The sequence below is a fragment of the Salipiger sp. PrR007 genome (genome assembly GCF_010499845.1).
GTDB lineage: Bacteria > Pseudomonadota > Alphaproteobacteria > Rhodobacterales > Rhodobacteraceae > Salipiger > Salipiger pacificus_A.
The window spans coordinates 115,601-141,507 of sequence record NZ_JAAGOZ010000093.1 but is presented as its reverse complement, the minus strand read 5'-3'; the positions used below and the strand labels follow the sequence as shown (position 1 = coordinate 141,507).

Sequence of the window (25,907 nt, the reverse complement as noted above, 5' to 3'; positions counted from 1 at the left end):
CGCGCCGCCAAAACATCTAGGGGTGTCCCCGCGGGGACACCCCTTTTTCATCAATGGTGCAATTCTTGCCTGCGGCTCTGCGGCTCTCCAGAACGGCACAGTCGGTCATCCGGGAGAGCGGCGTCATGGATCAGGCTCTTCCGGCCCGAGGGCGGTTCGGGGTGATCGGCGGTCGTTTCTACCGCATCGTCCCCGAAACGCGTTATCGCGACGCTCTGGCCTCTGCTCAGAGCCCCAGCGCGGCCTCGACCTCGGCCAGCGTCACCGCCCCCGGCGCGGCACCGTCGCGCACCAACCGGGCGGCAAGCGCGGTGAACCAGGCGTTGCAGGGGGTGGGCACGCCGTGCAGCCGGCCCAGCAGCGCGACCTCGCCGTTCAGGTAGTCGGTCTCGACCGAGCCGGCCCCGCGCGCGAGGCTCTGCGCCGTCGAGCTGCCGACCCGTGTCACCCCCGGCACCTCGACGATCTTCAGCTGCGCCGCGCGCTTGTCGTCCTCCTCGGCGGGGTCCGACCAGTCGATCTCCGCCTTGGCCATGACCGCCTCGGCCTCGGCCTTGAGCGCAGCGGTGACTGCGGTGCTGTCGACCTCTTCGCCAAGCGCAGCACCCACGATATTGCCGAGGTTCATCAGGAGTTTGCCATATTTTCGTTCCATCACCGCCGCGCGCGTGGCAGAGGGGAAACCCGCAGCCTCGAGCCGCGCGACGAGCGCGGTGTCCGCGGCGTCGAAGCCCGAGGGGTAGCGCCCGATGTCAAACGAGCCGATGCAGGGCGCGCCGTAGCAGACCACTTCGCCCGGCTGCACGAAGTCCGCCGGAAGCATCACCGTCACCCCGTGCACGTTGGGGAAGTAACGCAGCGCCAGCCGCTCGTTCTCGACGCCGTTCTGGAAACAGAAGACATGTTGGTCCTGCAGCCCCGCGTCGCGCAGCTGCATGAGCGCGGCCTCGGTGTGCTGGGTCTTCACGCACAGGAAGATCACGTCGTCCGGACGCAGCTGCGCCTCGGCGGGGCTGGCCACGCAGGGGAATTCGGCCTGCAAGGCGCCCTCGGGCGTCAGCAGCGTCAGCCCACCAGCGCGGATCGCCTCGAGCTGCGCGCCACGGGCGATGCCCAGCACCTCCTGCCCGGCAAGGGTCAGCTTGACCGCCAGCGTGCCGCCGACGGCTCCAACGCCAAGGATGACGATCCGGCTCATGCCACCGCCTCCGCCAGAGGCAGTCCGCCGATCTTGGCGAGCAGCGAGACGATCTCGTCCACGCCCTCGCCGTGCTTGACCTGGGCAAAGACAAAGGGCTTGCCCGCCCGCATCCGCGTGGCGTCGCGCTCCATCACCTCGAGCGAGGCGCCGACGTAGGGCGCGAGGTCGGTCTTGTTGATCACGAGGATGTCCGACTTGGTGATCGCCGGACCGCCCTTGCGCGGGATTTCCTCGCCCGCGGCCACGTCGATCACGTAGATCGTCACGTCGGCCAGCTCCGGCGAGAACGTCGCAGAAAGGTTGTCGCCGCCGCTTTCGATGAGGATCAGGTCGAGGTCGGGGAAGGCCGCGTTCAGCTCGGCGATGGCGGCAAGGTTGATCGAGGCATCCTCGCGGATCGCCGTATGCGGGCAGCCGCCGGTCTCGACACCCTTGATGCGGTCGAGCGGCAGGATCTGCTGGCGCATCAGCTCCTCGGCGTCCTCGCGGGTGTAGATGTCATTGGTCACCACGGCCATCGAGAGCCGGTCGCGCAGGGCGCGGGCCAGCGCCGCGGTGAGGGTGGTCTTGCCGGCGCCCACGGGGCCGCCGAGGCCGACGCGGAGGGGTCCGTTGGGGGAAGTCATGTGGTCTCCAGAGGTGTCAGGATCGGAAGATACGGGAATAGAGCGCCTCGTGGCGCTGGCTGGCAACGTCCGAGAGCGGGGAGAAGCCGCCGATCTCATCAAGGCTGGCGGTCATTGCGCGGGCCGCGAGCGCCTCGCAGAGCGGCGAGAGCGCACGGATCACCGCCTGCCCCTCCGTCTGGCCGAGCGGGATCAGGCGGATGCCGGCGGCCGCAAGGTTCGAGGCGAAGGCCAGAAGGTAGAGTTGCAGCGCCGGTAGCAGCGGCAGATCCAGCGCGCGCACGGCCTGCCCCACTGCCACGGGATAGGGCGCGGGGAGGATATCGGCCTGCCACAGATCGCGGACGGTGGCGGCAAAGGCCTCGCCCTGTTTCACTGTCTCGAGCCGCCGCTCGGCGGAGGGGGTGAGCGCCGTGGCGAGGTCCGTCAGCTCTGCAACGTCCCCGCCCTGCGATACCTGCGCAAGAAGCACCGCGTCGCTCCAGCCTGCGCCGTGTTCGAGCACCGCCTCGAGCCAGCCCTGCAGCTGCGCGGCGGTGGTGACGCGGCCCTCCTGCACCAGCGTCTCGAGCCCGTGCGAATAGGCAAAGGCGCCCACCGGGAAGGCCGGCGAGAAAAGTTGGTGCAGCGTCAGCAGCGGATCAGTCGTCATGCGCGTGCGCGGGACCGTGGGAATGGCTGTGGCTGTGGCTGTGCGCATGATCGTGATCATGGGCGTGCGCATGGCTGTGCGAATGGGAGTGGCTGTGCGCGTGCCCCTCTGGCCCGTGCGCATGCGAGTGGTCATGGCCGTGGGTGCGGCCGTGGCCATAGGCCCCGCCCTCGGGGGTGAACGGCTCGAGCACCTCGTCCACGGTCGCGCCGATATGGGCGAGCATGTCGCGGATCACGTGGTCGCGCTGGATCAGCAGCCGCGCGGCTTCGATCTGGCAGGGAGTGTGGCGGTTGCCGATGTGCCACGCAAGCCGCGGCAGGTCTGCTCCGCTCACCGCCAGCAGCGGCTCGGCGGCGGCCTCGACGCGCACCGCGCGCCCGTCGGTCAGTACAAAGGCGTCGCCCTGGTCGAGACTCTCGGTGTGCGCGAGATCGACGAGGAAGCTCTCGCCTTGGTCGCTCTTCAGCACCTTGCGGCGGAGAAAGCGATCCTCGTAGCTGAGGGTCACGCTCAGGCTCGCTTCGGGAACGACGCCCTTGCGGGCGATCTCGTGGGACACGGACAGGCTTGTCGAGGGGGCTGTCATGAGGAGGGCTCCGGGGATCGTCTGGATTGCGCCAGCACCCTCGGACCAACGACCGGAAAAGGCAAGGCCACGCGCCGGGATCACCGGGGCGTGGCCTTGATGTGCCGAGTTCTGCGGCGCTTGCGCGCCCCAAGGAACTCAGAGGTAGAAGACGTCCTGGAAGACGTGACGCGCGATGTCTTCGCGACGGATGCCACGCTCGGCCAGTTGCTCGTCGGAAAGACGCTGCAGGGCTTCGATCTTGCGCAGGCGCGGGTTTGCTTCACCCAGTGCAACGAGGCCGTTGCCGATTGCGGCGAAGAAGCGCGAGAAGAACGGTGCCTGTTCAGTGCGTGCGGATGCAGTCAGAAATGCCATTTGGAAACCTATCCTAGCGTTTGAGTTCGTTGCGTTCGGTTTTGGTTTCCTCCCTTGACAGCCAAGATAGGTCAGGCACCCGGGAACAACAAATGCTGCATGTGCATAGCCGGCCCCCCAGCCATGCAAAGATCACAGATAATTTTATTACTCACGCCGCCCTAGGAGGGATGCAAAATTATTTGACGCATAAATGGGCGGCGTTTTGCGAACAATTGCCGTAAAAAACTCTGCAAGACGCGTCATTTAGCCGAGGGCAGCCATGCGCAGGCGGGGAGGCTGCCGAATTTTCGGGCGCATCCGGCAAGCTTGGATCCGGGGCGCGATCTGCGCTTTTTGCACGGCTCGACCCGGATTCGGCCCCCTTGAGACTCACCGTCTGGGAACAGAGACGCCGGCCCGTGGCAACGGGCCGGCGTCATGAGCTCCGCTGCGGTGGCGGGCGTCAGTAGAGGAAGTAGCGCTGCGCCATCGGCAGCTCCTTGGCGGGCTCGCAAGTCAGCAGCTCGCCGTTGGCGCGCACCTCGTAGGTCTCGGGGTTCACCTCGACATGCGGCAGCGCGTCGTTGAGGATCAGGTCCTTCTTGCCGATGCCGCGGGTGTTCTTCACCGCCAGCGTCTGCTTGGCGATGCCGAGCTTGTCACGCAAACCGTCGGCCTGTGCCGCCTCCGATACGAAGATCACCGCCGAATTCTCGACCGAGCGGCCATAGGCGCCCCACATCGGGCGGGTGTAGACCGGCTGCGGCGTCGGGATCGAGGCATTGGGATCGCCCATCTGCGCGCAGACGATGGTGCCGCCCATCAGCACCATCTCGGGCTTCACGCCAAAGAAGGCCGGATTCCAGAGCACCAGATCGGCGCGCTTACCTTCCTCGATCGAGCCGATGTGCTGGCTGATGCCATGCGCGATCGCCGGGTTGATCGTGTACTTGGCGATGTAGCGGCGGACGCGGAAGTTGTCGTTGTCGCCCTGTTCCTCGGCCAGCTTGCCGCGCTGCTTCTTCATCTTGTCGGCGGTCTGCCAGGTGCGGATGATCACCTCGCCGACGCGGCCCATGGCCTGGCTGTCCGAAGCGATGATCGAGAAGGCCCCCATGTCGTGCAGGATGTCCTCGGCGGCGATGGTTTCGCGGCGGATGCGGCTCTCGGCAAAGGCCACGTCCTCGGGGATCGACTTGTCGAGGTGATGGCAGACCATCAGCATGTCGAGGTGTTCCTCGAGCGTGTTGACCGTGTAAGGCCGGGTCGGGTTCGTGGATGACGGAAGCACGAACTCCTCGCCGCAGATCTTGATGATGTCCGGCGCGTGACCGCCCCCTGCCCCTTCGGTGTGGAAGGCGTGGATGGTGCGGCCCTTCATCGCCGCGACGGTGTTCTCGACGAAGCCCGATTCATTGAGCGTGTCGGTGTGGATCATCACCTGCACATCCCAGTCGTCGGCCACCGACAGGCAGGTGTCTATGGCCGCCGGGGTGGTGCCCCAATCCTCGTGCAGCTTGAGGCAGCAGGCACCGCCCCTGATCTGCTCTTCCAGCGCCGCGGGCAGCGAGGCGTTGCCCTTGCCGGCGAAGGCCAGGTTCATCGGGAAGGCGTCGGCGGCCTGCATCATCCGGCCAAGGTGCCACGGCCCCGGGGTGCAGGTCGTCGCCAGCGTGCCGTGCGCAGGGCCGGTGCCGCCGCCAAGCATCGTGGTCAGGCCCGAATGCAGGGCGTCCTCGATCTGCTGCGGGCAGATAAAGTGGATGTGGCTGTCCATGCCGCCTGCGGTGAGGATACGCCCCTCGCCCGCGATCACCTCCGTGCCGGGACCCGCGATGATGTTCACACCCGGCTGGGTGTCGGGGTTGCCCGCCTTGCCGATCTTGGCGATGCGCCCGTCCTTCAGGCCCACGTCCGCCTTGTAGATGCCGGTATGGTCAACGATCAGCGCATTGGTGATCACCGTGTCCACGGCGCCCTGCGCGCGGGTGTACTGCGACTGGCCCATGCCGTCGCGGATCACCTTGCCGCCGCCGAATTTCACCTCTTCGCCGTAGAGCGCGCGCGTGCCCCCGCCGGCAAGCGAGGCGGTGAGATCGCGCTCGACCTCAATGATGAGGTCGGTGTCTGCAAGCCGCACCTTGTCCCCGGTGGTGGGACCGAACATGGCGGCATAGTCGCGGCGGGAAATCGTTGCGGGCATTCGGGTCGTCCTCGGGTTGGTCAATTCGGCAAGAGCGCGCGCAGATCTTCGCTGCGGCGCCGGGTGAGTCTCGTCTTGCAGTCGGTCCCGATCTGCGGCTGGATCGTACCGCCTGCGTAAGGGGCCGCCTCGGCGGAACAGGCCGCGTCTCGGAAGGGGATCCAGGCCCGCTGCGCCTCGCGGACATAGCCCATGACCTCCTTGGACACGGCAGCTTTCACCTGCGCGTAGACCGCGTTCAGCTCGGCGTCGGCGGCCTCGTATTCCTGCGCTGCGCAGGCGCGCATCTCGACGGTGGTTACAGCGTCGGCGCATTCGGCGCGGGCCGGCTCGGCCGAAGTCAGCGCAAGCAGCGATATCCCTGCAAGGGCGGCAATGCGAATTCGCTTTGTAAGACTAGGGGACAAGAGTAACCTTCCGGGCAAGCAGGCAAAGTTCATTTTTCCTCCCAGCCAGTTCATCAGCAAGGAGATTGGAATGTCCAGGTCGACGATTGCGGGACTTTCGCTGCTGGCGCTCGGCGCCGGGGCTGCTGCCGCGGAGGGCGATGTCGCCCGCGGCGAATATCTGGTCAGGGGTCCGGCGGGCTGCGGCAATTGCCACACGCCTTTCGGCGAGGCGGGGTTCGACATGAGCAAGGAGCTCGGCGGGCGCCTCGTGGAAGACAACCCCATGTTCACCGCCTATGCCCCCAATATCACCCCGGCCGGCGCGGTCGCGGATTGGACCGACGCAGAGCTGGCCCGCGCCATCCGCGAGGGCATCCTGCCCGACGGTTCGGTGATCGGCCCGCCCATGCCCATCGCCATGTACCGCGGTCTTGGCGATGACGATCTGGCTTCGATCGTCGCCTTCCTGCGGACGCTCCCGGCTGTCGACAACGAAGTCCCGGACTCGGTCTACAACATCCCCCTGCCCCCGGCCTACGGCCCGCCGGTCGAGAGCATCACCCCGCCCGCGCGCGGCGTGTCGGCGGACTACGGCCAATACCTCGCCACCGCCGTCAGCCATTGCATGGAGTGCCATTCGCCGATGAGCGACAAGGGCCCGATGACCGATCCCGAGCACCTCGGTCAGGGCGGATTCGAATTCCACGGCCCCTGGGGCAGCGTCACCGCGCCCAATCTCACCAGCTCCGAGGACGGGCTGGCGGGCTACAGCGACGACGATCTGAAGAAGATGATCACCACTGGCACGCGGCCCGACGGCTCGGCGATGATGCCGCCCATGCCCTATGGCTATTTCGCGCATATGACCGAGGGCGATCTCGATGCCGTCGTGCTCTACCTGCGTAGCCTGCCGCCGCTGCCCGACGCCTGAGAGATACGCACCCCGGCGTGCCAGTCGCTGGCGCGCCGGGGCCGGCCTGACCAAAGAGGAATATGCGTGGCTCGCTGCGTGCAAGGCGGGCCCTCACTTCACCCGCGCCGGGCCGCAGATGCCCATCGTTGCCAGGGGCGCCGGGCGCACGAAGGGCAGCACGGTCGCCTTGGCGGTCGGCATTGCAGCCCCCCGCCTGCGGACATGGCCAAGGTAAACCTCGGTCCATTGCGCCTGGACCGCGAGCATCTGGCTCGCGCCGCGCAGCATAAGCGCCGCCCAGTCGAAGGGTGTCAGGTAGACCATCGCCGCTCCTCCCTGCCCTGACCGCGCCTACCAGCCCGAGCGCTGACCGGGGCGGAACTGCGGCCCGCGCCGGCTCAGCCGCTTGCGGTTGCGGCGGGCTTTCACTTCCAGCGGTCGGGAAAACGCGTTGATCACCACCGGCGCGGGCGCGCCGCGCATCATCGCCGCGCTCGCTTGCGACCAAGCCTGGATGAAGGCCGGACCCTTCTCGGCGGTCATCCGGTAGACCTCGGTCGAGGGAACCGACCACATGCCGGCGAACCCCAGCATCCGGTAGGTCATCACGCTCTGCGCCTCGGCGCCGAGGAACCCCAGCCGCATCATGCTGCCGGTCAGTGCCGTAAATGCTTCGAACATGCTTGCCGTCCCTATCGCTGGAAGAGGAGACCTCAGAGTGCCCCCATGACCTTCTGGTTGAAGCCGTAGATCTTGCGCTCTCCCGAGAACGGGATGAGCTGAACCTCGCGACGCTGGCCGGGCTCGAAGCGAACGGCGGTGCCCGCCGCGATGTCGAGCCGAAGGCCGCGCGCCGCATCGCGGTCGAAGTCGAGCGCCGGGTTGGTCTCGGCGAAATGGTAGTGCGACCCCACTTGCACCGGGCGGTCGCCGGTGTTGGCGACCATCAGGGTGATCGCCTCGCGGTCATCGTTGAGCACAAGCTCACCGGCGGCGGGAAGGATCTCGCCCGGGATCATTTGCGACCACCGCCAAACATGCGCCAGCCGGCGCAGGCCGCCACGGCCAGCACCGCCACGGCGGTCAACCACGTCTCGGCGCCATGCGGGTGCAGGTGCGCGCCGGAATGCGCGAGCGCCGGGGTTGCGAGCGGCAGGGCAAGGATCGGAAGGAGGTATTTCATTTTGTCACCTGTGGTCTTCAAAGTGCCTCGTGGCCCCGGAGGTTCCCGAGAACCCGGCTTTACCGAATGGGATTGTGCACGGTCACCAGCTTGGTGCCGTCCGGGAAGGTCGCCTCGACCTGCACTTCGTGCACCATCTCGGGGATGCCTTCCATGCATTGCTCGGCGGTGATGACCTGCGCGCCGGCCTCCATCATCTCGGCGACGGAGCGGCCGTCGCGGGCGCCTTCGACCACCGCGTCGGTGATCAGCGCCACGGCCTCTGGGTAGTTCAGCTTCACGCCGCGCGCGAGGCGCTTGCGGGCCACCTCGGCGGCGAGCGCCACCAGAAGCTTGTCCTTTTCGCGGGGAGTCAGTTGCATGGTCAGATCATCCAGGGTCTTGGGAGTTCGGCGCCCGAAAGCCGCCGCAGTATGGGGCAAAGGTGGCGGCGCAGCTCGAAGCCGTCAATGGCGAGCAGGCGCAGCACGAGAAGGTCGGGATCAAGCGCCGAAACGCCGCCGGTTTCGGGCAGCATCCCGCGCAGCGGCGCGACCTGTGCCGCCGCGCCGGGCGCTGCGAGAACGACGGTGGCCATGGCCCGCGCGCCCTCGGCGATGGCCGGATCGGCAAGGCAGGCGGCAGCGTCGCCGTTGAGGCGAAGCCGGTCGGACCAGACGAGCCGTCCGGCGCGCGCGATATCGATGCGGTCCGCATGGCGCAGGTCGGTGACGCTCTCGCCCATGGCCGCGCGGCCGAAGATCAGCGGCTCGCAGAGCAGCAGACGCGCGTCCCCGGCCATCTCGACCGAAAGCCGCCGGTCGAGGGCCGCGCCGTCGAAGAGGATTGTCTCCTGCGGCAGCCAGTCGAGCCTTGAGCCCTCTTCGAGGGTCAACTGCGTGTCGACGCGCCCGATCTCGCCGGGCAGCGCGCGGTAGACGCGCTCGGCGGCCTGCGTGGTGATCGCCAGATGCGCGCCCTCGCGGGCGGTGGCCGTGATGTCAAAGGCGTCGCCCCCGGTCACCCCGCCCGAGCTGTTGAGATAGACCGCCTGCAGCGCGTCCAATGCGCGCGGGAAGAGCAGCTTGGAGCTACCTGACATGTGCAGATCCCCGATGACGCTGGCGGCCCCGCGACGCCGCGCGGCAAGCCGGGCGCGTCCGCGGGCACGCTGCGCGGCGATCTTCCCCGGCGGGGCAGAAGGCGCGCTCATCTGGGGATTATCATAGGGAATGGACGTGTCCTCCGCTTGCCTCGCGGACCCTCTGTCATCGCGGCAAGCGCGACAAGGAGTGGTGCGCCGCAAGGCCGGACCTCCCCCAGACCGCGCAGGCCATACGCACAGAAACGCGGCGAAAATCGCGTGATTGCGTAAGGATTGGGCGTTATTGAATCAACCATTCTTCGGCCGTTCGCGGTGCTCGCACCGGTCCGGCTTGAGGTCCAGAAGCGGGGTCCCGTCGACGCAATCGAGCCCTTGGACCACCAGCACCGCGCCCTCGCGCCGGACCAGCCGGACCGAAGAAATGCCGATCGGATTGGGTCGCACCGGGGAGCGCAGCGCAAAGGTGCCACGGGTGGTGTTGCCATGGGGTGTCTGGGTCAGAAGGTCCCGCCGCGCACGGTCGAGCCAGTAGAGCACCTGGATGCGCTCTGCCCGCTCGATGCCCTCGAGAGCGGGCTCCCATTGCGGGTCGAGTTCGATGCGGCACTCGGGGCCGTCGAGATCGCCCTGCCGCGGGCAATCGCGCCGGCTGGCAAAGGGCGTGCGGATTCGGCCGATGAAGCGAAGCTCTGCGTCCCGCGCTGGCGGCAGCTCGAGCGCGGTCTCGCCGGGGCGGATCGCATCGTCGCTGGTCTGCCCGGTCTTATCGACCCCGGTCTGATCGTCCCTGGTCTGGCTCATGGCGCGCGTCCTGTCCCTGCCCCTTTGGCAGACAAGCTAGCGCGGCCGTGCTCAGCCCGCCAGTTCCGCCTCCTGCGCCGTGTCATAGGCAGCAACCACCTCGCGCGCCCGGGCGGCCACCTCGTCGAGGCTGCGGCCCGGCTTGTAGAGCCAGGTGCCGATGCCGAAGCCGGTGACGCCCGCCGCCAGCCATTCGCCCATGTTCCCGGCGCTGACGCCGCCCACCGCATAGGTTGCCGTGGCCTCGGGAAGCACCGCCTTCATTGCCTTCACCCCTTCGGGGCCGACCAGCGAGGCGGGGAAGAACTTCAGCCCGTCGGCGCCGGTGCGCAGCGCGGTGAAAGCCTCGGTCGGGGTCAGCACCCCGGGATAGCTGAGCATACCAGCCTTCTTGGTGGCCATGATCACCCGCTGGTTCATGTCGGGCGAGACCACCATGCGCGCGCCGATCTGCTGCAGGCGCAGCACCTCCTCGGGGGCAAGCACCGTGCCCGCACCGATGATCGCGTCGGTGCCGAAGCCCTGCACCATCTTGGCGATGGAGTCGAAGGGGCGCGGCGAGTTCAGCGGCACCTCGATCTTGGTGATCCCGGCGCCGATCAGCGCCTCGGTGACGGCCGGGGCCTCCTCGGGGGTGAGGCCGCGCAGGATGGCGATGATCTCGCGGGTCATTCGGTCTTCTCCGTCTTGCGGGCTGCCTTCAGCCCCTCCAGCGTCATGCGTTCGGCGTCAGCGATGACCACCGGCACCACCAGCGTCTCGAGCGCGCTGCGGTAGTGCGCCACCAGCTTCGAGGCGCCCAGAAGGGCGACGCTCTGGCCGAGCCAGTAGGGTTTCGCCGCCGAGAGCTCCATGCCGATGAGCAGGCCCGAGAGCCGCGCCGTGGCCTTTTCGGGCGGCAGCCCGTGCAGCAGCCCCTCTGCGCGCAGGGTGAAGAGCTCGGCGGCAAAAGCCGCGGGGCGGCCCATGGCCTGATCCACGCCCTCGGCGAAGCTCGCCTCGTCCCAGCCGCCGCCAAGCCCGTGCCGCAGCACCGACTTCTGGCTCAGCAGCTCGAAGATCTCGCCAGTCATGAAACTGCGGAAGGAGACAATCTCGCCCGCGCTCACATGCACCCACTTGCTGTGCGTGCCGGGCAGGCAGATCACCCCATCGAACCGCGGGTTGAGCGCAAGGAAGCCCGCGACCTGCGTCTCCTCGCCGCGCATCACGTCGGCGGGACGGTCCTGCGCAACGCCGGGCAGAATGCACACGTTCAGGCGCGGATCGCGCGTCGGCACGGTGATCGCCTCGGCGACGCCGGGCGGGGCGCAGGGGGTCTTGACGTAGGGCGCCTCGGCCCAGCCCTGCCGTGCCCCGGCCATGCCGCAGATGATCACCGGAGTTTCCGTGTCGAGATCGGACAGCAGCCCCAGCAGGGTCGGCTCGAAGTCCTCGGGGGAAAGGCGGCCCATTCCGGCGTCGCTCTCGGCGCGGTCGAGCACCGTGCCATCCGCCGCCATGCGCCAAAGGCGCAGGTTCGACGTGCCCCAGTCCACCGCGATCCAGTCAGCTTTGGCCATGCGCCCTCCGTGAATTGCAGCCTTGGTGTTAGCGCCCGGCCCTGCGGCGTGCAAGCGCGGGAGCCCGCAGAACCTGGCGACCCGCATGCTGCGGGGATCCGCGGCTGCCCCTCCGGGCCATGTCCGCCCGGGGGAAACCGCGGCAGCGCGCCTAGAGCCAGCCCCAGGCGCGGGCGACCTCCCACAGGAGGCGCAGGCTGAGCAGCCCCAGCGCTGCGCGCACCACCCCGAAGAAGAGCCGCTCGGGAAGCCACCGCACCAGCCGCTGGCCGGACCAGGCGCCAAAAAGCGCCACGGGCGCGAGCAGCGCCACCCGCTGCAGGCTGTCCCAGGTCACCTGCCCGGCGACGATATACGGCGGCAGCTTCATCCAGTTGATGCAGGCGAAGACAATGGCCTGGGTGCCCACGTAGGTCATCTTGGGCATCATCTGCGGCAGGGTATAGGCTTGGAACGGCGGACCGCCGGCATGGGAGATATAGCTGGTGAAACCCGAAAGCGCGCCCCAGAAGAGCCCGCGCGGGACATCGGCGGGCCGGGCAGCGTGGTCCCGCACCAGCCATTTGCGCAGCGTGTCGCCAAGGTAGTAAAGCCCGACCAGCGCGACGATCAGCTTGCCGATCTCGGGCGGCACCCGCGAGATGCACAGGAAGGCCAGCAGGATGCCGACTGCGGCAGCGGGGATCAGGATCTTCAGGTTGCGGCGCGAGAAATTGCGGCGGAACAGCCAGATCGCGTAGACGTCCGACAGGATGTACATCGGCAAGAGCAGCCCGGCGGCCGCGGCGGGAGAGATGAAGAGCGTCAGCATGGGCACGCCGAGCATGGCGATCACCGGCATGCCGCCCTTGGAGGCGCCGACGCAGAAGGTCGCCAGCGCCGCCGCAATCCAGAACCCGCTTCCATCTTCCATGACGCACCCTCTCTTGCCGTGCCCCCTTCTGGAGAAAGGCGGAGGGAGGGAAAAGCGGAAACCGCCGTGGCAGCCGCAGATGCAGACAGGCGCGGCGGCGGCGGGCGACAAACCGGGCGGACCGCCCGCATGCGTCAGGCGGCGCGGCTGTGGTTTCGGCTGAGCAGGGGCACGGTGAGCTCGAGGTCCTCCTGCAGGGGCCGGTTCGGAGGCAGCCCCGCAACCTCGAGCTCGGCATGGTAGGCCTGCACCGCCTCGCGCGAGCTCACGCCCTCGCGCACAACGCGGCGCATGGCGCGCATCATCAGCACGGGATCCTCGCACTGAAAGTCCAGCCGGCTGAAGCTGGCGGTGCGCGCGCCGTAGCGCTCGCCCTGCGCCAGCCGCTCGAGGCAGTCGCGGGTGGTGCCCTCCTTGCAGCCGGTGAGGCCGACGATCACCCGCGTGGGGTCCCAGTTGGCCAGTTCCTCCATCAGGCGGGGGCCGTGGTAGCCGACCTCGACGAAGAGTGGCCGCTCCTTGCTGGCGACGCCGGCGAGGCTGCGGGTCAGCACGTCGTTGAGATATGCGCCATATTCCTCGGGGCCGGTGTCGACGGGGATGGGCGGATCGGCGACCCGCAGGAAGTGGCGCAGCCCCACCGAGGCGGCGATCTGGCGAAACTCGGCATAGGCGCGCAGCGTGGCGTGGTCGATGTCGATGTCGTTGTAGAAACTGAGCGCGTAGAGGCCGAGGTTCGCCACCGGGCGCACGTTTTCCAGCCGCGAGCTGCGGAAGGGCACGGCGGGGACCTGCGCGTAGCGCCCGCCGCGCACCAGCCAGATGTCGGTATTGTCGGTCAGGCGTACGGCCGGTGTGACGTTGGAGCGGGCATAGATCCCCTCCTCGCTGAAGATCTCGGCGTTGGCCAGGGAACTGAGCACGATGTCGGCCAGATCGCTTTCTATGACCCGGCGCATGTCAGCGCGGTAGGCCGGGGCGTTGCGCAGCCGGCCGTTTTCGTCCCGCCCGGCGGCGGAACAGCCGCGCACAAGGTCCGCATCCTTGCAGAAGGTCAGGATGAAATCGCGCGGCCCGTACCGCCCCTGCGCGATCTTCGCCAGTTTCTCATCGATCCGCCGCATCGCCTGCCCCCTTGGCGCCCCTCGCGGCAGCATGCGCCAAAGAGGTTGCGCAATCGTCAATGGCGGCGCGGGCCCGGGCTGGGTCTCGGCGGGGGGCTCAGACGGGCACCATGTCCACAAAATGCGTCGTCACATGGCTGCCCTCGGACCGCAGCGAGCCGCGCGTCGGGGCCACGTCGGAATAATCGCGCCCGTAGGCGACGGTGACGTGATCGGCACCGGCGAACATGTCGTTGGTGGGATCGATCTCGACCCAGCCCAGCTCGACCCCGCACCAGGCGCGGACCCAGGCATGCATGGCATCGGCGCCCTCGAGGCGCGGCTGACCCTCGGGCGGCAGGGTCCGCAGGAAGCCCGAGACATAGCCCGCAGGGATGCCGAGGCTGCGCAGCGCGGTGATCATCACGTGGGAGATGTCCTGGCAGACGCCGCGGCGGGCGCGAAAGGCCTCGATCGCGGCGGTGGTGACCTCGGTGGCCTCGGGGTCGAAGGTGAACTCGCTGTGGAGCTGGTGGCTGATCGCCTCGATTGCCGCGCGCACCGACAGGGCGGAGCTCAGCGTGCCCCGCGCGAAGGCGGCGATCTCGGGCGCGGCGGGCAGCCGCGGCGAGGCGCCAAGGAAGTGATGCGGGCTTTCAGGCCCGATGCTGCGCACCCCCGCAAGCTCCTGCGCCAACGCGCCGAGCCCGCCGGAGAGGTCGAGCCCGTCCACCGGCCGCGCCTTGCGCACCCGGCCCGAGAAGGCGAAGGCGATCTCGCTCAGCGGCATATCATGGGCCATCTCGCAGGTCGGATTGCCGAAGAAATCCTTTCCATCACGTCGCCAGCTCGGAGCGGGATCGGCGGTCACCGCCCCTGAGAGCAGCTGCTGCCCCTGCAGGGCGCGCGGCAGGATGCGCAGCAAGGTGCGGCTGGCCCCGGCGGGATGGGCGTATTCATAGGTGATCCGCAGCGAGATGTCGTAGAGCTGGGACATGGGCGGCTCCGGGGTCAGCTCAGGTAATGCGCGGTCAGCGCGTGGGAGATCGCCGCGAGGTCGGCGCGGAAGCCGCGCAGGCGGGCCGGGGTGATCTCTTCGGGGGCGGCCACGGCGAGCGCGGTGCGCAACAGCAGGATGCGCCGCCCGGCCTCGGGCAGGCCGCTGCTGCCCGCCGGGCGCAGCCGCGCCTCCTCGGCCATCAGCACGTCGAGCTGGAAGAGCAGCGAGCGTGGGTTGCCCGCGTCGAGCGCCAAGAGATCGATCACCGTCTCGCGCGAGGTTTCCACCGAGTAGCGGCGGCGGTGGGTCATGGCGCTGTCGCCGACCTCGACCGCCAGATCAAGCCCGCCCGTCGGGGTGGCCCTGTCGGTGAAGGCGGCAAGGAAGGCGGCCATCTGGTCGGCGCGCTCCAGCGCCCGCCCCAAGGTGAGGAAGCGCCAGCCGAGGAAGCGGAACATGTTCTCGTGCACGAGGCCCGAGAAGCCGGCGATGCGGCGCAGCAGCAGGCTCATCGCGCGGGCGGCGTCGTCGCCGGGATGGCAGCCCTCGGCGACCTCGTGGGCGGTGGTGGCAAGGTCCGAAAGCGCGTTCCAGCCGTCCGTGGAGAAACGGTCGCGCACCTTGGCCGCGCAACCGCGCGAGACGTCGAAGAGCTGCAGCAGCCCCGGCGGCACCGGCTCCTCGGACGGATCGAGACCGTAGCCCGCCAGGAACCGCGCGAGGCTCTCCAACAGCGGAAGCGCGTCGGGGCCGTAGTCCTCGAGCCGCAGGTGGTAGGCGCGGATCTGCCGCACGCCGTTCTCGGCCCGCTCGACGTAGCGCCCGAGCCAATAGAGGTTGTCCGCCGCCCGCGCCGGCAGCAGACCCGGCTGGCGGCGCAGGAACGGCCCCGTGTCGCGCGGGGCGAGCGTCTCGCGGGCGACAGGCGCGTCCGAGGTGATCCAGACATCGGCCACCGAGCCGCCCGCCTGCATCGCCAGCGCGGTGGGATCGCCCGTGCGCCCGATGCGCGCGTAGCCGCCGGGCATCACCGTCCAGCCCTGCGGCGTGCGGGCGGCAAAGACACGCACCACCATCGGGCGCGGCAGAAGCTGGTCGCCGACCATGGCGGGGGTGGTCGAAAGGGTCACCGCCTCCTGCCCCACCAGCGTCTCGCCCTCGCGCTCCAGCCAGTCCGAGACCGAGCCATGCACGCCGCCACGGAACCGCCCGCCGAGCGCGGTGCCCGCGTCGATGTCGAAGGGCAGCTTGGTCGATTGCGCCGGGCCGATCAGCATGCGGTGCAGGTTGTCGCGCACATAGGCACGCTCCGAGGGCTGGCCGCACCACCAGGTGGCGATGTTGGGCAGCTTCAGGGGCTCGCCGGTCAGCGCCTCGCAGATGCGCGGCAGGAAGGCCATGAGCGCCCGCGATTCCAGCGCCCCGGACCCGAGGCAGTTGACCATGGTGATCGCCCCGGCGCGCAGTGCCGAGACCATGCCGGGCGTGCCGAGGGCCGAGCTTTCGTCAAGTTCCAGCGGATCGGCAAAGCGCGAGTCGAGCCGCCGCCAGAGCACCGAGACCGGCTGGTCCCCGGCCACGGTACGCACCTTGAGCTGGCCGCTCCGCACCGCCAGATCCTCGCATTCCAGCAGCATGAAGCCGAGGTAGCGGGCGATATAGGCGTGCTCGTAGTAGGTGTCGGTGTGCTGGCCCGGGGTGAGGATCGCGACCCGGCTGCGGTCGTCGGCGCGCAGGCCGATCAGCGCGTCGCGGAAGCTGCGGAAGAAGCCCGCCAGCCGCTCGACGTTGGCCTTGGGGAAGAGGTCGTGGAACACCCGGCCGGTGGCCATCCGGTTCTCCAGCGCGAAACCCGACCCGGAGGGGGCCTGCGTGCGGTCGCCCAGCACCAACCACGAGCCGTCTGGCGAGCGACCGATTTCGAAGGCCAGGAAATGCAGGAAATGCCCCGAGCGTGGCTGCACGCCGACGATGGGGCGCAGCCACTCGGGGTTGCGCGCCACCAGGTCGGCAGGCAGGTACCCCTGCTTCACCAGATTGCCCGGCCCGTAGAGATCGGCCATCACCCGCTCGAGCAGTTCGGCGCGCTGCACGATGCCTTCCGAGAGCGTCGCCCATTCGCGGCCCGAGATCACCACCGGCACATGGCTCAGCGGCCAGCTGCGCTCGGTCGAGCCCTCGCCGGTGTGCTGGCGGAAGTAGACGCCGGTGTCGTGCAGGTACTGGTCGCCCCGGGCAAAGGCGCGGGCGCGGGCCTCGGTGCTCTGCGCGGCGAGGTGGCGGATCAGCGGCTGCCAGACGGGGCGGAGACGGCCATCGGAGCGCAAGAGCTCGTCGGCCACGCCCGGCGGGGGGCTGTAGCCTTGGAGGAACTTGGCCACCGTCTCCGGCGGCGGGCGTTTTGTGTCCGCCACCACGGCATCAGATCCCCGGCAGGCGGCGCAGGTCGAGCGTCATCGGGAACTCCGGATGCGGTGTCTCGGGCGCGGGCCAATAGCTGCCCGGGGTGTGCCCGAGTTTCTCGAAACGGGCAAGCCGGCGCGCGTCTGCCTCGTTGGTATTGACCGGGAAGGTGTCGTAGTTGCGCCCACCCGGATGCGCCACATGATAGCGGCAGCCGCCCAGCGCGCGACCCGTCCAGGTGTCGAAGATGTCGAAGGTCAGCGGCGCGTTCACCGGCAGCGTCGGGTGCAGCGCCTCGGCGGGCTGCCACGCCTTGAAGCGCACGCCGCCGACCCTGACGCCTGAAGCGCCGGTCTCGGCCATCGGCACGGCTCGACCGTTGCAGGCGACGATATAGCGCCCCGGCTCGGTGGCGGTGAGCTGCACCTGCATGCGTTCGACCGAGCTGTCGGTGTAGCGCACGGTACCGCCGATGGCGCCGCGCTCGCCCAGCACGTGCCAGGGCTCGAGCGCCTGTCGCAGCTCGAGATGGACGCCGTCGTACTCGACCTCCCCGGCGAAGGGGAAGCGGAACTCGCGCTGCGCCTCGTACCACTCGGGGCGGAAGGCGAAACCGTGATCGCCAAGGTCGCGCAGCACGTCGAGGAAATCCTGCCAGACGAAATGCGGCAGCATGAAGCGGTCGTGCAGCGTGGTGCCCCAGCGCGTGGGCTTGCCCTGGATCGGGGCCTTCCAGAAGCGCGCCAGCAGCGCCCGGATCAGCACCTGCTGGGCAAGGCTCATCTTGGCGTCGGGCGGCATCTCGAAGCCGCGGAACTCGACAAGGCCAAGCCGCCCGGTCGGCCCGTCGGGCGAGTAAAGCTTGTCGATGCAGATCTCGGCCCGGTGGGTGTTGCCGGTGACGTCGATCAGCATGTTGCGCAAGAGCCGGTCGGTGAGCCAGGGCAGCGGCGGCTCGCCCTGCCCCGGCGCCGGGAAATGCGCCAGCGCGATCTCCAGCTCGTAGAGGCTGTCGTGCCGTGCCTCGTCGATCCTTGGGGCCTGCGACGTCGGGCCGATGAAGAGCCCCGAGAAGAGATAGCTCAGCGAGGGATGCCGCAGCCAGTGCAGGATCATCGAGCGCATGAGGTCGGGGCGGCGCAGGAAGGGCGAGTCGTTCGGCGTCTCGCCGCCCACCACCACGTGGTTGCCGCCCCCGGTGCCGGTGTGCTTGCCGTCGATCATGAACTTGTCTGCCCCGAGGCGGCATTGGCGGGCTTCCTCGTAGACGCCATTGGTGATCGCCTTGCAGTCCTCCCAGCTGTGCGCCGGGTGGACGTTGACCTCGATCACCCCGGGATCGGGGGCGACGCGGATGACGTTGAGCCGGGCGTCATGCGGCGGGGTGTAGCCCTCGATATGGATCGGCAGGCCCAACTCCTCGGCGGTGGTCTCGGCGGCGGCGAGCAGGTCGAGATAATCCTCCAGCGCTTCCACCGGGGGCATGAAGAGGCAGAGCCGCCCATCGCGCGGCTCGATGGCAATGGCGGTGCGCACCGCGCCCCCTGCCGGATCGACGCCCTGCTCCATTATGCGCTGCCGCCGCCCGACGTCGCGCGCTGCGCTCACCGGCTGATCGTGGCCCGGGGTGACCTCGGGCAGCGACGCGGCGGCCTCGCGCTCTTCCTCGGCGATGCGCTCCAGCTCCTTCATCAGCCGCGCGCGGCGCTCCTGTTGCTGCGCGTGGAAATCCGGAAGCTCGGTCAGCGGGATGCTGGAGTCAGCGGGATAGACATAGGGATAGGCCGACGGCGGCACGAAGGGCAGCGCGCCGAGTGGCAGGCGGAAGCCCACCGGACTGTCGCCGGGGATCAGGAAGAGATGCCCGCGCCGGGTCTTCCAGTGCTCCGAGCGCCACTTCGGCCCGCTCGCCTTGGACTGCCAGCGCTGCAGTGGCAGGATGAAGCCCGCCGCCTCGTCGAGCCCGCGGGTGAACACCCGGGCGATGCGGGCGCGGGTCTCGGGATCCTTGAGCTTTGAATCCTCCGGCGTCACGTTCATCGGCAGGTCGGCTTCCTTGAGAATCCACTCGGCCGGATCCTCGTAGGCAGGATGCACGTAATCGCCGCTGAGCCCGAGGGTTTCGGCGAACCGGGTCATGAAGCTGTCGGCCTGCGCGGCGTCGGCGCCCTTGGCGGTCTCCTTCGCCACAAGGTCGGGGTTTTTCCACACCGGCTTGCCGTCGCGCCGCCAGTAGAGCGAGAAGGTCCAGCGCGGAAGCGTCTCGCCGGGGTACCACTTGCCCTGCCCGTAGTGCAGGAAGCCGCCCGGCGCGAAGCGCGTCCGCAAGCGGCGGATCAGCTGGTCGGCAAGCGCGCGCTTCTGCGGGCCGACAGCGGCGGTGTTCCACTCGGCGCTCTCGAAATCGTCGATCGACACGAAGGTGGGCTCGCCGCCCATGGTCAGCCGCATGTCCTGCGCCGCGATCTCGGCGTCGACCTTTTGCCCGAGCGCATCCAGCGCCTCCCACGCCTCGTCGGAGAAAGGCTTGGTGATGCGCGGGTGCTCCGCCACACGCGTCACCTGCATGTCGAAGTCGAAGTCGGTCTGCGTGTCCGGCGGCGCGGCATAGCCCCCGACGATGGGCGCGGCGTTGCGGTAGTGCGGCGTGGCGGCGAGCGGGATGTGGCTTTCGCCGGTCAGCAGCCCCGAGGTCGGGTCGAGCCCGATCCAGCCGGCGCCGGGGATGTAGACCTCGCACCAGGCGTGCAGGTCGGTGAAGTCGTGATCGGTGCCCGCCGGCCCGTCGAGCGAGACGAGGTCGGGCTTGAGCTGGATGAGATAGCCCGACACGAAGCGCGCCGCGAAGCCGAGGTGGCGCAGGATCTGCACCAGCAGCCACGAGGTGTCGCGGCACGAGCCCTTCGCCAAATGCAAGGTCTCCTCGGGGGTCTGCACCCCGGGCTCCATGCGGACGATATAACCGATGTCCTTCTGCAGCCGGGCGTTCAGTCCGACGAGGTAGTCGACCGTACGCGGCGCGCTCTTCTCGATCGTGTCAAGATAAGCCTGCAGCCGCGGCCCGGCCGGCTCGGGGGTGCGGTAGATCGACAGGTCCTCGGCGAAGTCCTGCGAATATTCAAAAGGAAAGGCCTCGGCGCTCTCATCCACGAAGAAATCGAACGGGTTGTAGACCGTCATGTCGGCGACCAGATCAACCTCGATCTTGAACTCGGTCACCGGTTCGGGAAAGACGAAGCGCGCCAGCCAGTTGCCATAGGGATCCTGCTGGTGATTGACGAAGTGCCCCTCGGGCGAGACCCTCAGCGAATGCGAGATCACCCGGGTGCGCGAATGCGGCGCGGGCCTCAGCCGGATGATCTGCGGCCCGAGCGACACCGGGCGGTCGTACTTGTAATGCGTCAGGTGATAGATACTTGCCGTGATCGCCATTCATCAGGTCCGGAACTGGGGGAAACCTCCCACACCTGAGCGACTTGGTCTGCGCTTGTAAAGCCCTGCGTGACCTCGCGGCATCACGCGTTGCCGCGCCGCCCGTTCCGCAGGCGGCGCGGTGTCCCGCTTCAGTTCACCGGCATAACGAAGACCTCGCGCACATTCGCGCGCGGATCGGCCTCGAGCGCGAAGATCACCGAGCGCGCAATGTCTTCGGGTTTGAGCTTGTCCGGCTTTGCCTCGTCGAAGAAGGGCGTGTCCACCATGCCCGGCGCAATTACCGTAACCCGCGCACCCCACTCGCGGAATTCTTCGGCGAGATTGCCGCCGTAGCCGTGCACGAACCACTTCGAGGCGCCGTAAAGCGAGCCCTTGATGGTCGTCCGCCCCGCCGCCGAGCCAGTCATCAGAAGATGACCGCGGTTCTTCACGAAGTAAGCAGAGGCCGCCTTGGCGGTCCAGAGCACCCCCAGAATGTTGAGCCGCACGAGGGCCTCCCATTCCTCGGGATCGCCCTTGCGGGTGCCCGACTGCGAAAGGCCCGTCCCGGCATTGGCAAAGGCGGCGTTCACATCACCGAAATGCCCGGCCAGCTTTGCCATCGCCGCCTCTTGCTCTTGCAGCGAGGTCGCATCCCCGGGCAGCGCCAGCGCGTGCGCACCAAGCTCCTTTTCCAACTCTGCGATCTTGTCTTCGGAGCGGGCGAAGAGCCCGACGTTCCAGCCGTGTTCGACCGCGGCGCGGGCGGTCTGTGCGCCGATGCCCGAGGAGGCACCGGTGATGAAGAGGGTCTTGCGATTCATGCTTAATCCTCCCGAAGGAAATTGCCGTGAAACTCGAAGCGCCGGCTTCCCGGCGCGGCTCCGCTCAAAGGTAGGGCGCCGCGTGCCGCCGCCCATGCAGCCGGGCCTCGACGTGAACCGGTCGGACCTCACGCGGCGGAAATGGAACGATTTTCGACGCACCAGCGTTTTCTTGCCGACCGTACCTGCTGACCAGTAACGGAGACTCTTGATGAAACGCCTTGCACTGCTCACTGCCGCCGCCACCTGCACCGCCGTCGCCGCCTATGCCGCGACCGAGGCGCTGAACCCTGGCGCCGCAACGGTCATCGAAATTGAGGTCGCGCCGCACGAGTTGGCACAGTGCCGCGAGACGCTGCAACAGGTCGGCTCCATGCCCGCCGTCTCAGACGACGGCACGCCCCTGCTCTTCCAGTCGTCCGAGGACCTGCCGCAGGTGCGCTGCGTCGCCACCACGGTCTGAGGCCACGGTCTGGGCCACGGTCTGGAGCGTGGGCGCTGGCACTCCCGCGCCCCGCTTGCTACGCCTTGGACTCCCAATCCGAAAGCGAGGCGCCCACGCCAATGCAGACGCTCTTCACCGTTGAGACCCGAGGCCCCGGCCTCTACGAGGTCACCCGTGACGTCAGCCGATGGGTCGGCGGGACCGGCAAAGGCGACGGTCTTCTCACGCTCTTCATCCGCCACACCTCGGCCTCGCTGCTCATTCAGGAGAATGCGGACCCGGAGGTGCGCAGCGATCTCACCGAGTTCTTCCACAGGCTGGTGCCACCCAGCAGCGATCCGTCGATGCGCTATCTCACGCACACCTACGAAGGCCCGGACGATATGCCCGCCCACATCAAGGCGGCGCTGCTGCCGGTCTCGCTCTCCATTCCTGTCACCGGTGGAAAGCTGTCGCTCGGCACCTGGCAGGGCATCTATCTTTTCGAGCACCGCAGCGCGCCGCACCGGCGCGAGATTTTGGCCCATCTCTGCGCGTGAAGGCGGGCAAGGCCGTTTTCATAGCGCTTTAGGTCCGTCCCGCAGATTTTCAACGCCCTTCATCTTGCGGGGTGATTTGACCTCTACCCAATTTCTGGGCGCTCCCCTATAGTGGCTGTGGATAAATGAGGGATAACCTCATGCCCACGTTGGAACGAAGTGATTGGGGGAAGGCATGCGCTGCCCGTTTTGTGGAAATATCGACACCCAGGTCAAGGATTCACGCCCGGCAGAGGACCATGTCTCGATCCGTCGCCGGCGTTTCTGCCCCGCCTGCGGCGGCCGGTTCACCACCTACGAGCGGGTCCAGTTGCGCGACCTCGTGGTGATCAAGACCAGCGGCAGGCGCGAGGATTTCGACCGTGACAAGCTCGAGCGCTCGATCCGCATCGCGCTGCAGAAACGCCCGATCGATCCGGAACGCGTGGACCAGATGATCTCGGGGATCGTGCGGCGTCTTGAAAGCCTCGGCGAGACCGACATACAGTCGAAGCAGATCGGCGAAATCGTCATGGAGACGCTCGCCCGGATCGACACGGTGGCCTACGTGCGCTTTGCGAGCGTTTACAAGAACTTCCAGGCGGCCGACGATTTCGACAAGTTCGTGAGCGAGCTGCGCCCGGGCACCCACACCGAGAAGTGAGCCCGCACCGGCAAAAAGGGAGCATGTCCGCGTGACCGACGATGCCCGCCACATGGCCCACGCCCTGCGCCTTGGGCGCCGGGGCATGGGCAAGTGCTGGCCGAACCCCGCCGTCGGCTGCGTGCTGGTCAATGACGGCCGGATTGTCGGCCGCGGCTGGACCCAGCCCGGCGGCCGCCCGCATGCCGAGGCCGTGGCGCTGGCCGATGCCGGCCCGCGCGCCCGTGGCGCCACCGCCTATGTCACACTCGAGCCCTGCGCCCACACTGGCAAGACCCCGCCCTGCGCAACGGCGCTGATCAAGGCGGGCGTCGCGCGGGTGGTGGCCCCCATCGCCGACAGCGATCCGCGCGTCTCGGGCCAGGGCTTCGAGATGCTGCGCAAGGCGGGCATCGAGGTGGCCACCGGCGTGCTTGCCGAAGAGGCGACGCACGACCACGCGGGTTTTTTCCTGAAGACCGAGGAGGGCCGCCCCTGGGTGACGCTGAAGCTGGCGAGCAGCTTCGACGGGCGCATCGCCACAGCCACCGGCGAGAGCCAATGGATCACCGGCCCCGAGGCGCGCCGCACCGTGCACGGGCTGCGCGCGGCGCATGACGCGGTGATGGTCGGCGCGGGCACCGCGCGCGCAGATGATCCCGAACTCACCGTGCGCGGCTGGGGCGAGGTGCACCAGCCGATACGGGTGATCGCCTCGCGGCTGATCGACGTGCCGCTGATGAGCCGGCTCGCCTCGACCGCGCGCGAGGTGCCGGTGTGGATCGTGCATGGCTCCGACGCCGCCGCCGAGACCCGCCGGGCCTGGAAGAGCTGCGGCGCGACCCTGATCCAGAGCCGCGTCACCGCGGGGCGCCTCGATCCCGGGGCGCTGCTCTCGGCACTTGGCGCGCAGGGGTTGACGCGGGTGTTCTGCGAGGGCGGCGGTCAGCTCGCCGCCTCCTTGCTCGCCGCCGATCTCGTCGACGAGCTGGTCGGCTTCACCGCCGGCCTTGCGCTCGGCGCCGAGGGGCGGCCCGGCGTCGGCGCCATGGGGGTCGACACCCTGAGCGAGGCGCCGCGCTTCCGGCTGGTGGAGACCCGCGCGCTTGGCAACGACGTGATGCACCGCTGGCTGCGCTAGGCGCGGCCCGGGTGCGGCCCAGGCATGGCAAGGGGCGCGGCAGCGCCACGCCCCTCCCCCGGCAGATCAAAGGCCCTTGGCCTTGTAGCTCTTGGCCACCCGGTCGATCGCGACGATGAACCCGGCGGTGCGCAGGTCGGTGACGTCGTCGCGCCCGTGCCAGATCTCGCGCATCGACTGGTAGGCGGTGCGCATCGTGTCATCGAGCCCAGACCGCACCAGCTCCAGCTCGTCCGCGCCGCGCAGGTAACGCGCCTTGAACGCCGGATCGAGGGTCCAGGCGTCACCCATGGCGATGTCGAGCCGTTCGAGCTCGTCCACCACCAACTGGTGCCGCGACTCTTCCTGGCGCCGCTGCATCCGCCCGAAGCGGATGTGGCTGAGGTTCTTCACCCATTCGAAGTACGACACGGTGACGCCCCCGGCGTTCGCGAACAGATCGGGGATGACCACCGTGCCACGGCTGCGCAGGATGTCGTCGGCGCCCGCGGTGATCGGCCCGTTTGCGGCCTCGATGATCAGGTTGGCCTGAACCCTGTGGACATTGGTGAGGTTGATCACCCCCTCGAGCGCGGCAGGAATGAGAATGTCGCAGTCCTCGGTCAGCACCGCGCCGCCATCGCGGGTGTGGATGGCGTCGGGGTAATCAACCAACCCGCCGTGGCTGGTCATCCAATCCTTCACCGCTTCGACATCGAGCCCCTTGGGATCGTAGAGCGCGCCGTCACGCTCGATGATCCCGGTGATGATCGCCCCATCCTCTTCGGACAGGAAACGCGCGGCGTGATAGCCCACGTTGCCAAGACCCTGCACGATCACCCGCTTTCCCGCGAGCCCGCCCGAAAGCGCGGCCTTGGCCACGTCCTCGGGGTGGCGGAAGAACTCGCGCAGGGCGTATTGCACGCCGCGCCCCGTCGCCTCGACCCGCCCGGAAATGCCGCCGGCGTTGAGCGGCTTGCCGGTCACGCAGGCGCGCGCGTTGATGTCGGTGGTGTTCATCCGTGCATATTGATCGGCGATCCAGGCCATCTCGCGCTCGCCGGTGCCCATGTCGGGCGCGGGCACGTTCTGGCTGGGATGGATCAGGTCGCGCTTGCACAGCTCGTAAGCGAAGCGCCGGGTGATCAGTTCGAGCTCGTGCTCCTCGTATTGCGTGGGGTCGATCCGCAGACCGCCCTTGGACCCGCCGAAAGGCGCCTCGACCAGCGCGCATTTGTAGGTCATCAGCGCGGCCAGCGCCTCGACCTCGTCCTGGTTCACCGCCGCAGCGTAGCGGATGCCCCCCTTGACCGGCTCCATGTGCTCCGAGTGCACCGAGCGGTAGCCGGTGAAGGTCTCGATCTTGCCGCGCAGGCGCACCCCGAAACGCACGGTGTAGGTCGCGTTGCAGACACGGATCTTCTCTTCCAGTCCCGGCGGCAGGTCCATCAGCGCCACGGCGCGGTTGAACATCAGATCGACGCTCTGGCGGAATGTCGGCTCGTTGGATGGTAAGACGTTCATTGGATCTCCTCCTGGCCAAACGCACGCTTGCCGGTCCGCGCCGAAGCGCGGAGTGCCGTCTGCTGCCGCGGTGCCGGACAGTCCGGAGGAGCAAGAGACGGCGGCCCTTCATTACTGACCGAAAACCTGTCGCGGCGAAACCGTTTGCTAACCGATGGGCAACGTATTGTTCTGACTCCGGAACCTGCCCCTCGAAAGCCCCCGGTATTGTCCCTGACCGCGAGCCGTAGGTCCCAATTTCGCCGTGAAATGAGCCGCATTTTAGCCATCAAGCGTTCCGATAGTTCCCCTCGTAGTGTGGTGAGTTCTGAAGGCCTTGCGTCAGCAATGGTCGAGAAAAGGGTATCTTATATCATGGAAAAGCAGACTGCTTGCTGGCGCGTATTTCGCGCCCGGAGCAGGGTTTCGCTGATGGCGCGGATGCGCGGCAGCGATGCCTTTCTCCGTGACGAAGAGGG

28 protein-coding genes are annotated in these 25,907 nt (G+C 68.3%); 5 read left to right on the top strand and 23 right to left on the bottom strand.

Going from position 1 to position 25,907, the window contains the following annotated elements; all coding sequences use genetic code 11:
* Positions 1-226: 226 nt before the first annotated feature.
* From G0Q01_RS25280 to G0Q01_RS25250, 7 genes are all read right to left on the bottom strand, one after another.
* Complete coding sequence (locus G0Q01_RS25280; protein WP_164188981.1) at positions 227-1,198, bottom strand: ketopantoate reductase family protein; 972 nt, start codon at positions 1,196-1,198, stop codon at positions 227-229.
* Positions 1,195-1,827 (bottom strand): urease accessory protein UreG, encoded by a 633-nt coding sequence (ureG, locus tag G0Q01_RS25275; RefSeq protein WP_164188979.1) that lies wholly within the window; start codon positions 1,825-1,827, stop codon positions 1,195-1,197. Before ureG ends, G0Q01_RS25280 begins: the two co-directional genes overlap by 4 nt.
* Before the next feature lie 16 nt (positions 1,828-1,843).
* Entirely contained in the window at positions 1,844-2,479 is a 636-nt protein-coding gene (locus G0Q01_RS25270; protein WP_164188977.1) for an urease accessory protein UreF, read from the bottom strand.
* A complete protein-coding gene (locus tag G0Q01_RS25265) occupies positions 2,469-3,068 on the bottom strand; it encodes an urease accessory protein UreE (protein ID WP_164188975.1) in 600 nt (199 codons plus the stop codon). The genes G0Q01_RS25270 and G0Q01_RS25265 overlap by 11 nt, the downstream gene beginning before the upstream one ends.
* A 138-nt stretch (positions 3,069-3,206) precedes the next feature.
* Positions 3,207-3,425, bottom strand: coding sequence for a DUF1127 domain-containing protein (locus G0Q01_RS25260; protein ID WP_108966531.1), 219 nt, complete (start codon positions 3,423-3,425; stop codon positions 3,207-3,209).
* 445 nt (positions 3,426-3,870) lie between these two features.
* Positions 3,871-5,610 (bottom strand): urease subunit alpha, encoded by a 1,740-nt coding sequence (gene ureC / locus G0Q01_RS25255; protein ID WP_108966533.1) that lies wholly within the window; start codon positions 5,608-5,610, stop codon positions 3,871-3,873.
* A 20-nt stretch (positions 5,611-5,630) separates the two neighbouring features.
* Entirely contained in the window at positions 5,631-6,017 is a 387-nt protein-coding gene (locus G0Q01_RS25250) for a lysozyme inhibitor LprI family protein (RefSeq protein WP_235940394.1), read from the bottom strand.
* 70 nt (positions 6,018-6,087) lie between these two features.
* On the opposite strand from G0Q01_RS25250, the gene G0Q01_RS25245 reads away from it, so the two are divergent.
* Positions 6,088-6,930 carry a c-type cytochrome gene (locus G0Q01_RS25245; RefSeq protein WP_164188971.1) on the top strand — a complete coding sequence of 281 codons (843 nt, stop codon included), beginning with the start codon at positions 6,088-6,090 and terminating at the stop codon, positions 6,928-6,930.
* A 93-nt stretch (positions 6,931-7,023) separates the two neighbouring features.
* Here G0Q01_RS25245 and G0Q01_RS25240 read toward each other — a convergent pair whose 3' ends face one another.
* From G0Q01_RS25240 to G0Q01_RS25175, 15 genes are all read right to left on the bottom strand, one after another.
* Positions 7,024-7,236: a hypothetical protein gene (locus G0Q01_RS25240; RefSeq protein ID WP_108966538.1), complete on the bottom strand. Its 213-nt coding sequence runs from the start codon at positions 7,234-7,236 to the stop codon at positions 7,024-7,026.
* A gap of 27 nt (positions 7,237-7,263) precedes the next feature.
* Positions 7,264-7,593 (bottom strand): antifreeze protein, encoded by a 330-nt coding sequence (locus tag G0Q01_RS25235; protein ID WP_164188969.1) that lies wholly within the window; start codon positions 7,591-7,593, stop codon positions 7,264-7,266.
* A 32-nt stretch (positions 7,594-7,625) separates the two neighbouring features.
* Complete coding sequence (locus G0Q01_RS25230) at positions 7,626-7,931, bottom strand: urease subunit beta (RefSeq protein WP_164188967.1); 306 nt, start codon at positions 7,929-7,931, stop codon at positions 7,626-7,628.
* Entirely contained in the window at positions 7,928-8,095 is a 168-nt protein-coding gene (locus G0Q01_RS26660) for a hypothetical protein (protein WP_203595175.1), read from the bottom strand. Before G0Q01_RS26660 ends, G0Q01_RS25230 begins: the two co-directional genes overlap by 4 nt.
* 59 nt (positions 8,096-8,154) lie before the next feature.
* Positions 8,155-8,457 carry an urease subunit gamma gene (locus G0Q01_RS25225; RefSeq protein ID WP_164188965.1) on the bottom strand — a complete coding sequence of 101 codons (303 nt, stop codon included), beginning with the start codon at positions 8,455-8,457 and terminating at the stop codon, positions 8,155-8,157.
* 2 nt (positions 8,458-8,459) lie between these two features.
* Positions 8,460-9,287, bottom strand: a complete 828-nt coding sequence (locus tag G0Q01_RS25220; protein ID WP_164188963.1) for an urease accessory protein UreD — start codon at positions 9,285-9,287, stop codon at positions 8,460-8,462.
* A 180-nt stretch (positions 9,288-9,467) separates the two neighbouring features.
* On the bottom strand, positions 9,468-9,980 hold the full coding sequence (gene tsaA, locus G0Q01_RS25215; RefSeq protein WP_164188961.1) for a tRNA (N6-threonylcarbamoyladenosine(37)-N6)-methyltransferase TrmO: 513 nt from the start codon (positions 9,978-9,980) through the stop codon (positions 9,468-9,470).
* Positions 9,981-10,031: 51 nt separating this feature from the next.
* Positions 10,032-10,652 (bottom strand): 2-dehydro-3-deoxy-6-phosphogalactonate aldolase, encoded by a 621-nt coding sequence (locus tag G0Q01_RS25210; protein ID WP_164188959.1) that lies wholly within the window; start codon positions 10,650-10,652, stop codon positions 10,032-10,034.
* A complete protein-coding gene (locus G0Q01_RS25205; RefSeq protein WP_164188957.1) occupies positions 10,649-11,542 on the bottom strand; it encodes a 2-dehydro-3-deoxygalactonokinase in 894 nt (297 codons plus the stop codon). The genes G0Q01_RS25210 and G0Q01_RS25205 overlap by 4 nt, the downstream gene beginning before the upstream one ends.
* 151 nt (positions 11,543-11,693) lie before the next feature.
* Positions 11,694-12,455 carry a sulfite exporter TauE/SafE family protein gene (locus G0Q01_RS25200; RefSeq protein ID WP_108966554.1) on the bottom strand — a complete coding sequence of 254 codons (762 nt, stop codon included), beginning with the start codon at positions 12,453-12,455 and terminating at the stop codon, positions 11,694-11,696.
* A gap of 134 nt (positions 12,456-12,589) precedes the next feature.
* The gene (locus tag G0Q01_RS25195) at positions 12,590-13,579 is read right to left on the bottom strand and encodes a hypothetical protein (protein ID WP_164188955.1); all 990 of its coding nucleotides are present in this window, start codon (positions 13,577-13,579) and stop codon (positions 12,590-12,592) included.
* 97 nt (positions 13,580-13,676) lie between these two features.
* Positions 13,677-14,555, bottom strand: a complete 879-nt coding sequence (locus G0Q01_RS25190; protein WP_164188952.1) for a transglutaminase family protein — start codon at positions 14,553-14,555, stop codon at positions 13,677-13,679.
* Between the two features lie 14 nt (positions 14,556-14,569).
* Positions 14,570-16,939 carry a circularly permuted type 2 ATP-grasp protein gene (locus tag G0Q01_RS25185; RefSeq protein ID WP_164189071.1) on the bottom strand — a complete coding sequence of 790 codons (2,370 nt, stop codon included), beginning with the start codon at positions 16,937-16,939 and terminating at the stop codon, positions 14,570-14,572.
* A gap of 40 nt (positions 16,940-16,979) precedes the next feature.
* Positions 16,980-20,393, bottom strand: coding sequence for a DUF2126 domain-containing protein (locus tag G0Q01_RS25180; protein WP_164188950.1), 3,414 nt, complete (start codon positions 20,391-20,393; stop codon positions 16,980-16,982).
* A gap of 131 nt (positions 20,394-20,524) precedes the next feature.
* Positions 20,525-21,199 carry an SDR family oxidoreductase gene (locus tag G0Q01_RS25175; protein WP_164188948.1) on the bottom strand — a complete coding sequence of 225 codons (675 nt, stop codon included), beginning with the start codon at positions 21,197-21,199 and terminating at the stop codon, positions 20,525-20,527.
* A 211-nt stretch (positions 21,200-21,410) separates the two neighbouring features.
* Between G0Q01_RS25175 and G0Q01_RS25170 the strand changes: the two genes are divergently transcribed.
* The 4 genes from G0Q01_RS25170 to ribD all read left to right on the top strand — a co-directional run bounded on the left by G0Q01_RS25170 (position 21,411) and on the right by ribD (position 23,946).
* The gene (locus G0Q01_RS25170; RefSeq protein ID WP_164213956.1) at positions 21,411-21,662 is read left to right on the top strand and encodes a hypothetical protein; all 252 of its coding nucleotides are present in this window, start codon (positions 21,411-21,413) and stop codon (positions 21,660-21,662) included.
* A 101-nt stretch (positions 21,663-21,763) separates the two neighbouring features.
* The gene (locus G0Q01_RS25165) at positions 21,764-22,183 is read left to right on the top strand and encodes a secondary thiamine-phosphate synthase enzyme YjbQ (protein WP_108966567.1); all 420 of its coding nucleotides are present in this window, start codon (positions 21,764-21,766) and stop codon (positions 22,181-22,183) included.
* A gap of 175 nt (positions 22,184-22,358) precedes the next feature.
* The gene (nrdR, locus tag G0Q01_RS25160) at positions 22,359-22,826 is read left to right on the top strand and encodes a transcriptional regulator NrdR (RefSeq protein ID WP_108966569.1); all 468 of its coding nucleotides are present in this window, start codon (positions 22,359-22,361) and stop codon (positions 22,824-22,826) included.
* Between the two features lie 31 nt (positions 22,827-22,857).
* Positions 22,858-23,946, top strand: coding sequence for a bifunctional diaminohydroxyphosphoribosylaminopyrimidine deaminase/5-amino-6-(5-phosphoribosylamino)uracil reductase RibD (ribD, locus tag G0Q01_RS25155; protein WP_370457127.1), 1,089 nt, complete (start codon positions 22,858-22,860; stop codon positions 23,944-23,946).
* Between the two features lie 66 nt (positions 23,947-24,012).
* Here ribD and G0Q01_RS25150 read toward each other — a convergent pair whose 3' ends face one another.
* The gene (locus G0Q01_RS25150; protein ID WP_164188945.1) at positions 24,013-25,449 is read right to left on the bottom strand and encodes a Glu/Leu/Phe/Val dehydrogenase; all 1,437 of its coding nucleotides are present in this window, start codon (positions 25,447-25,449) and stop codon (positions 24,013-24,015) included.
* Positions 25,450-25,907: the final 458 nt, after the last annotated feature.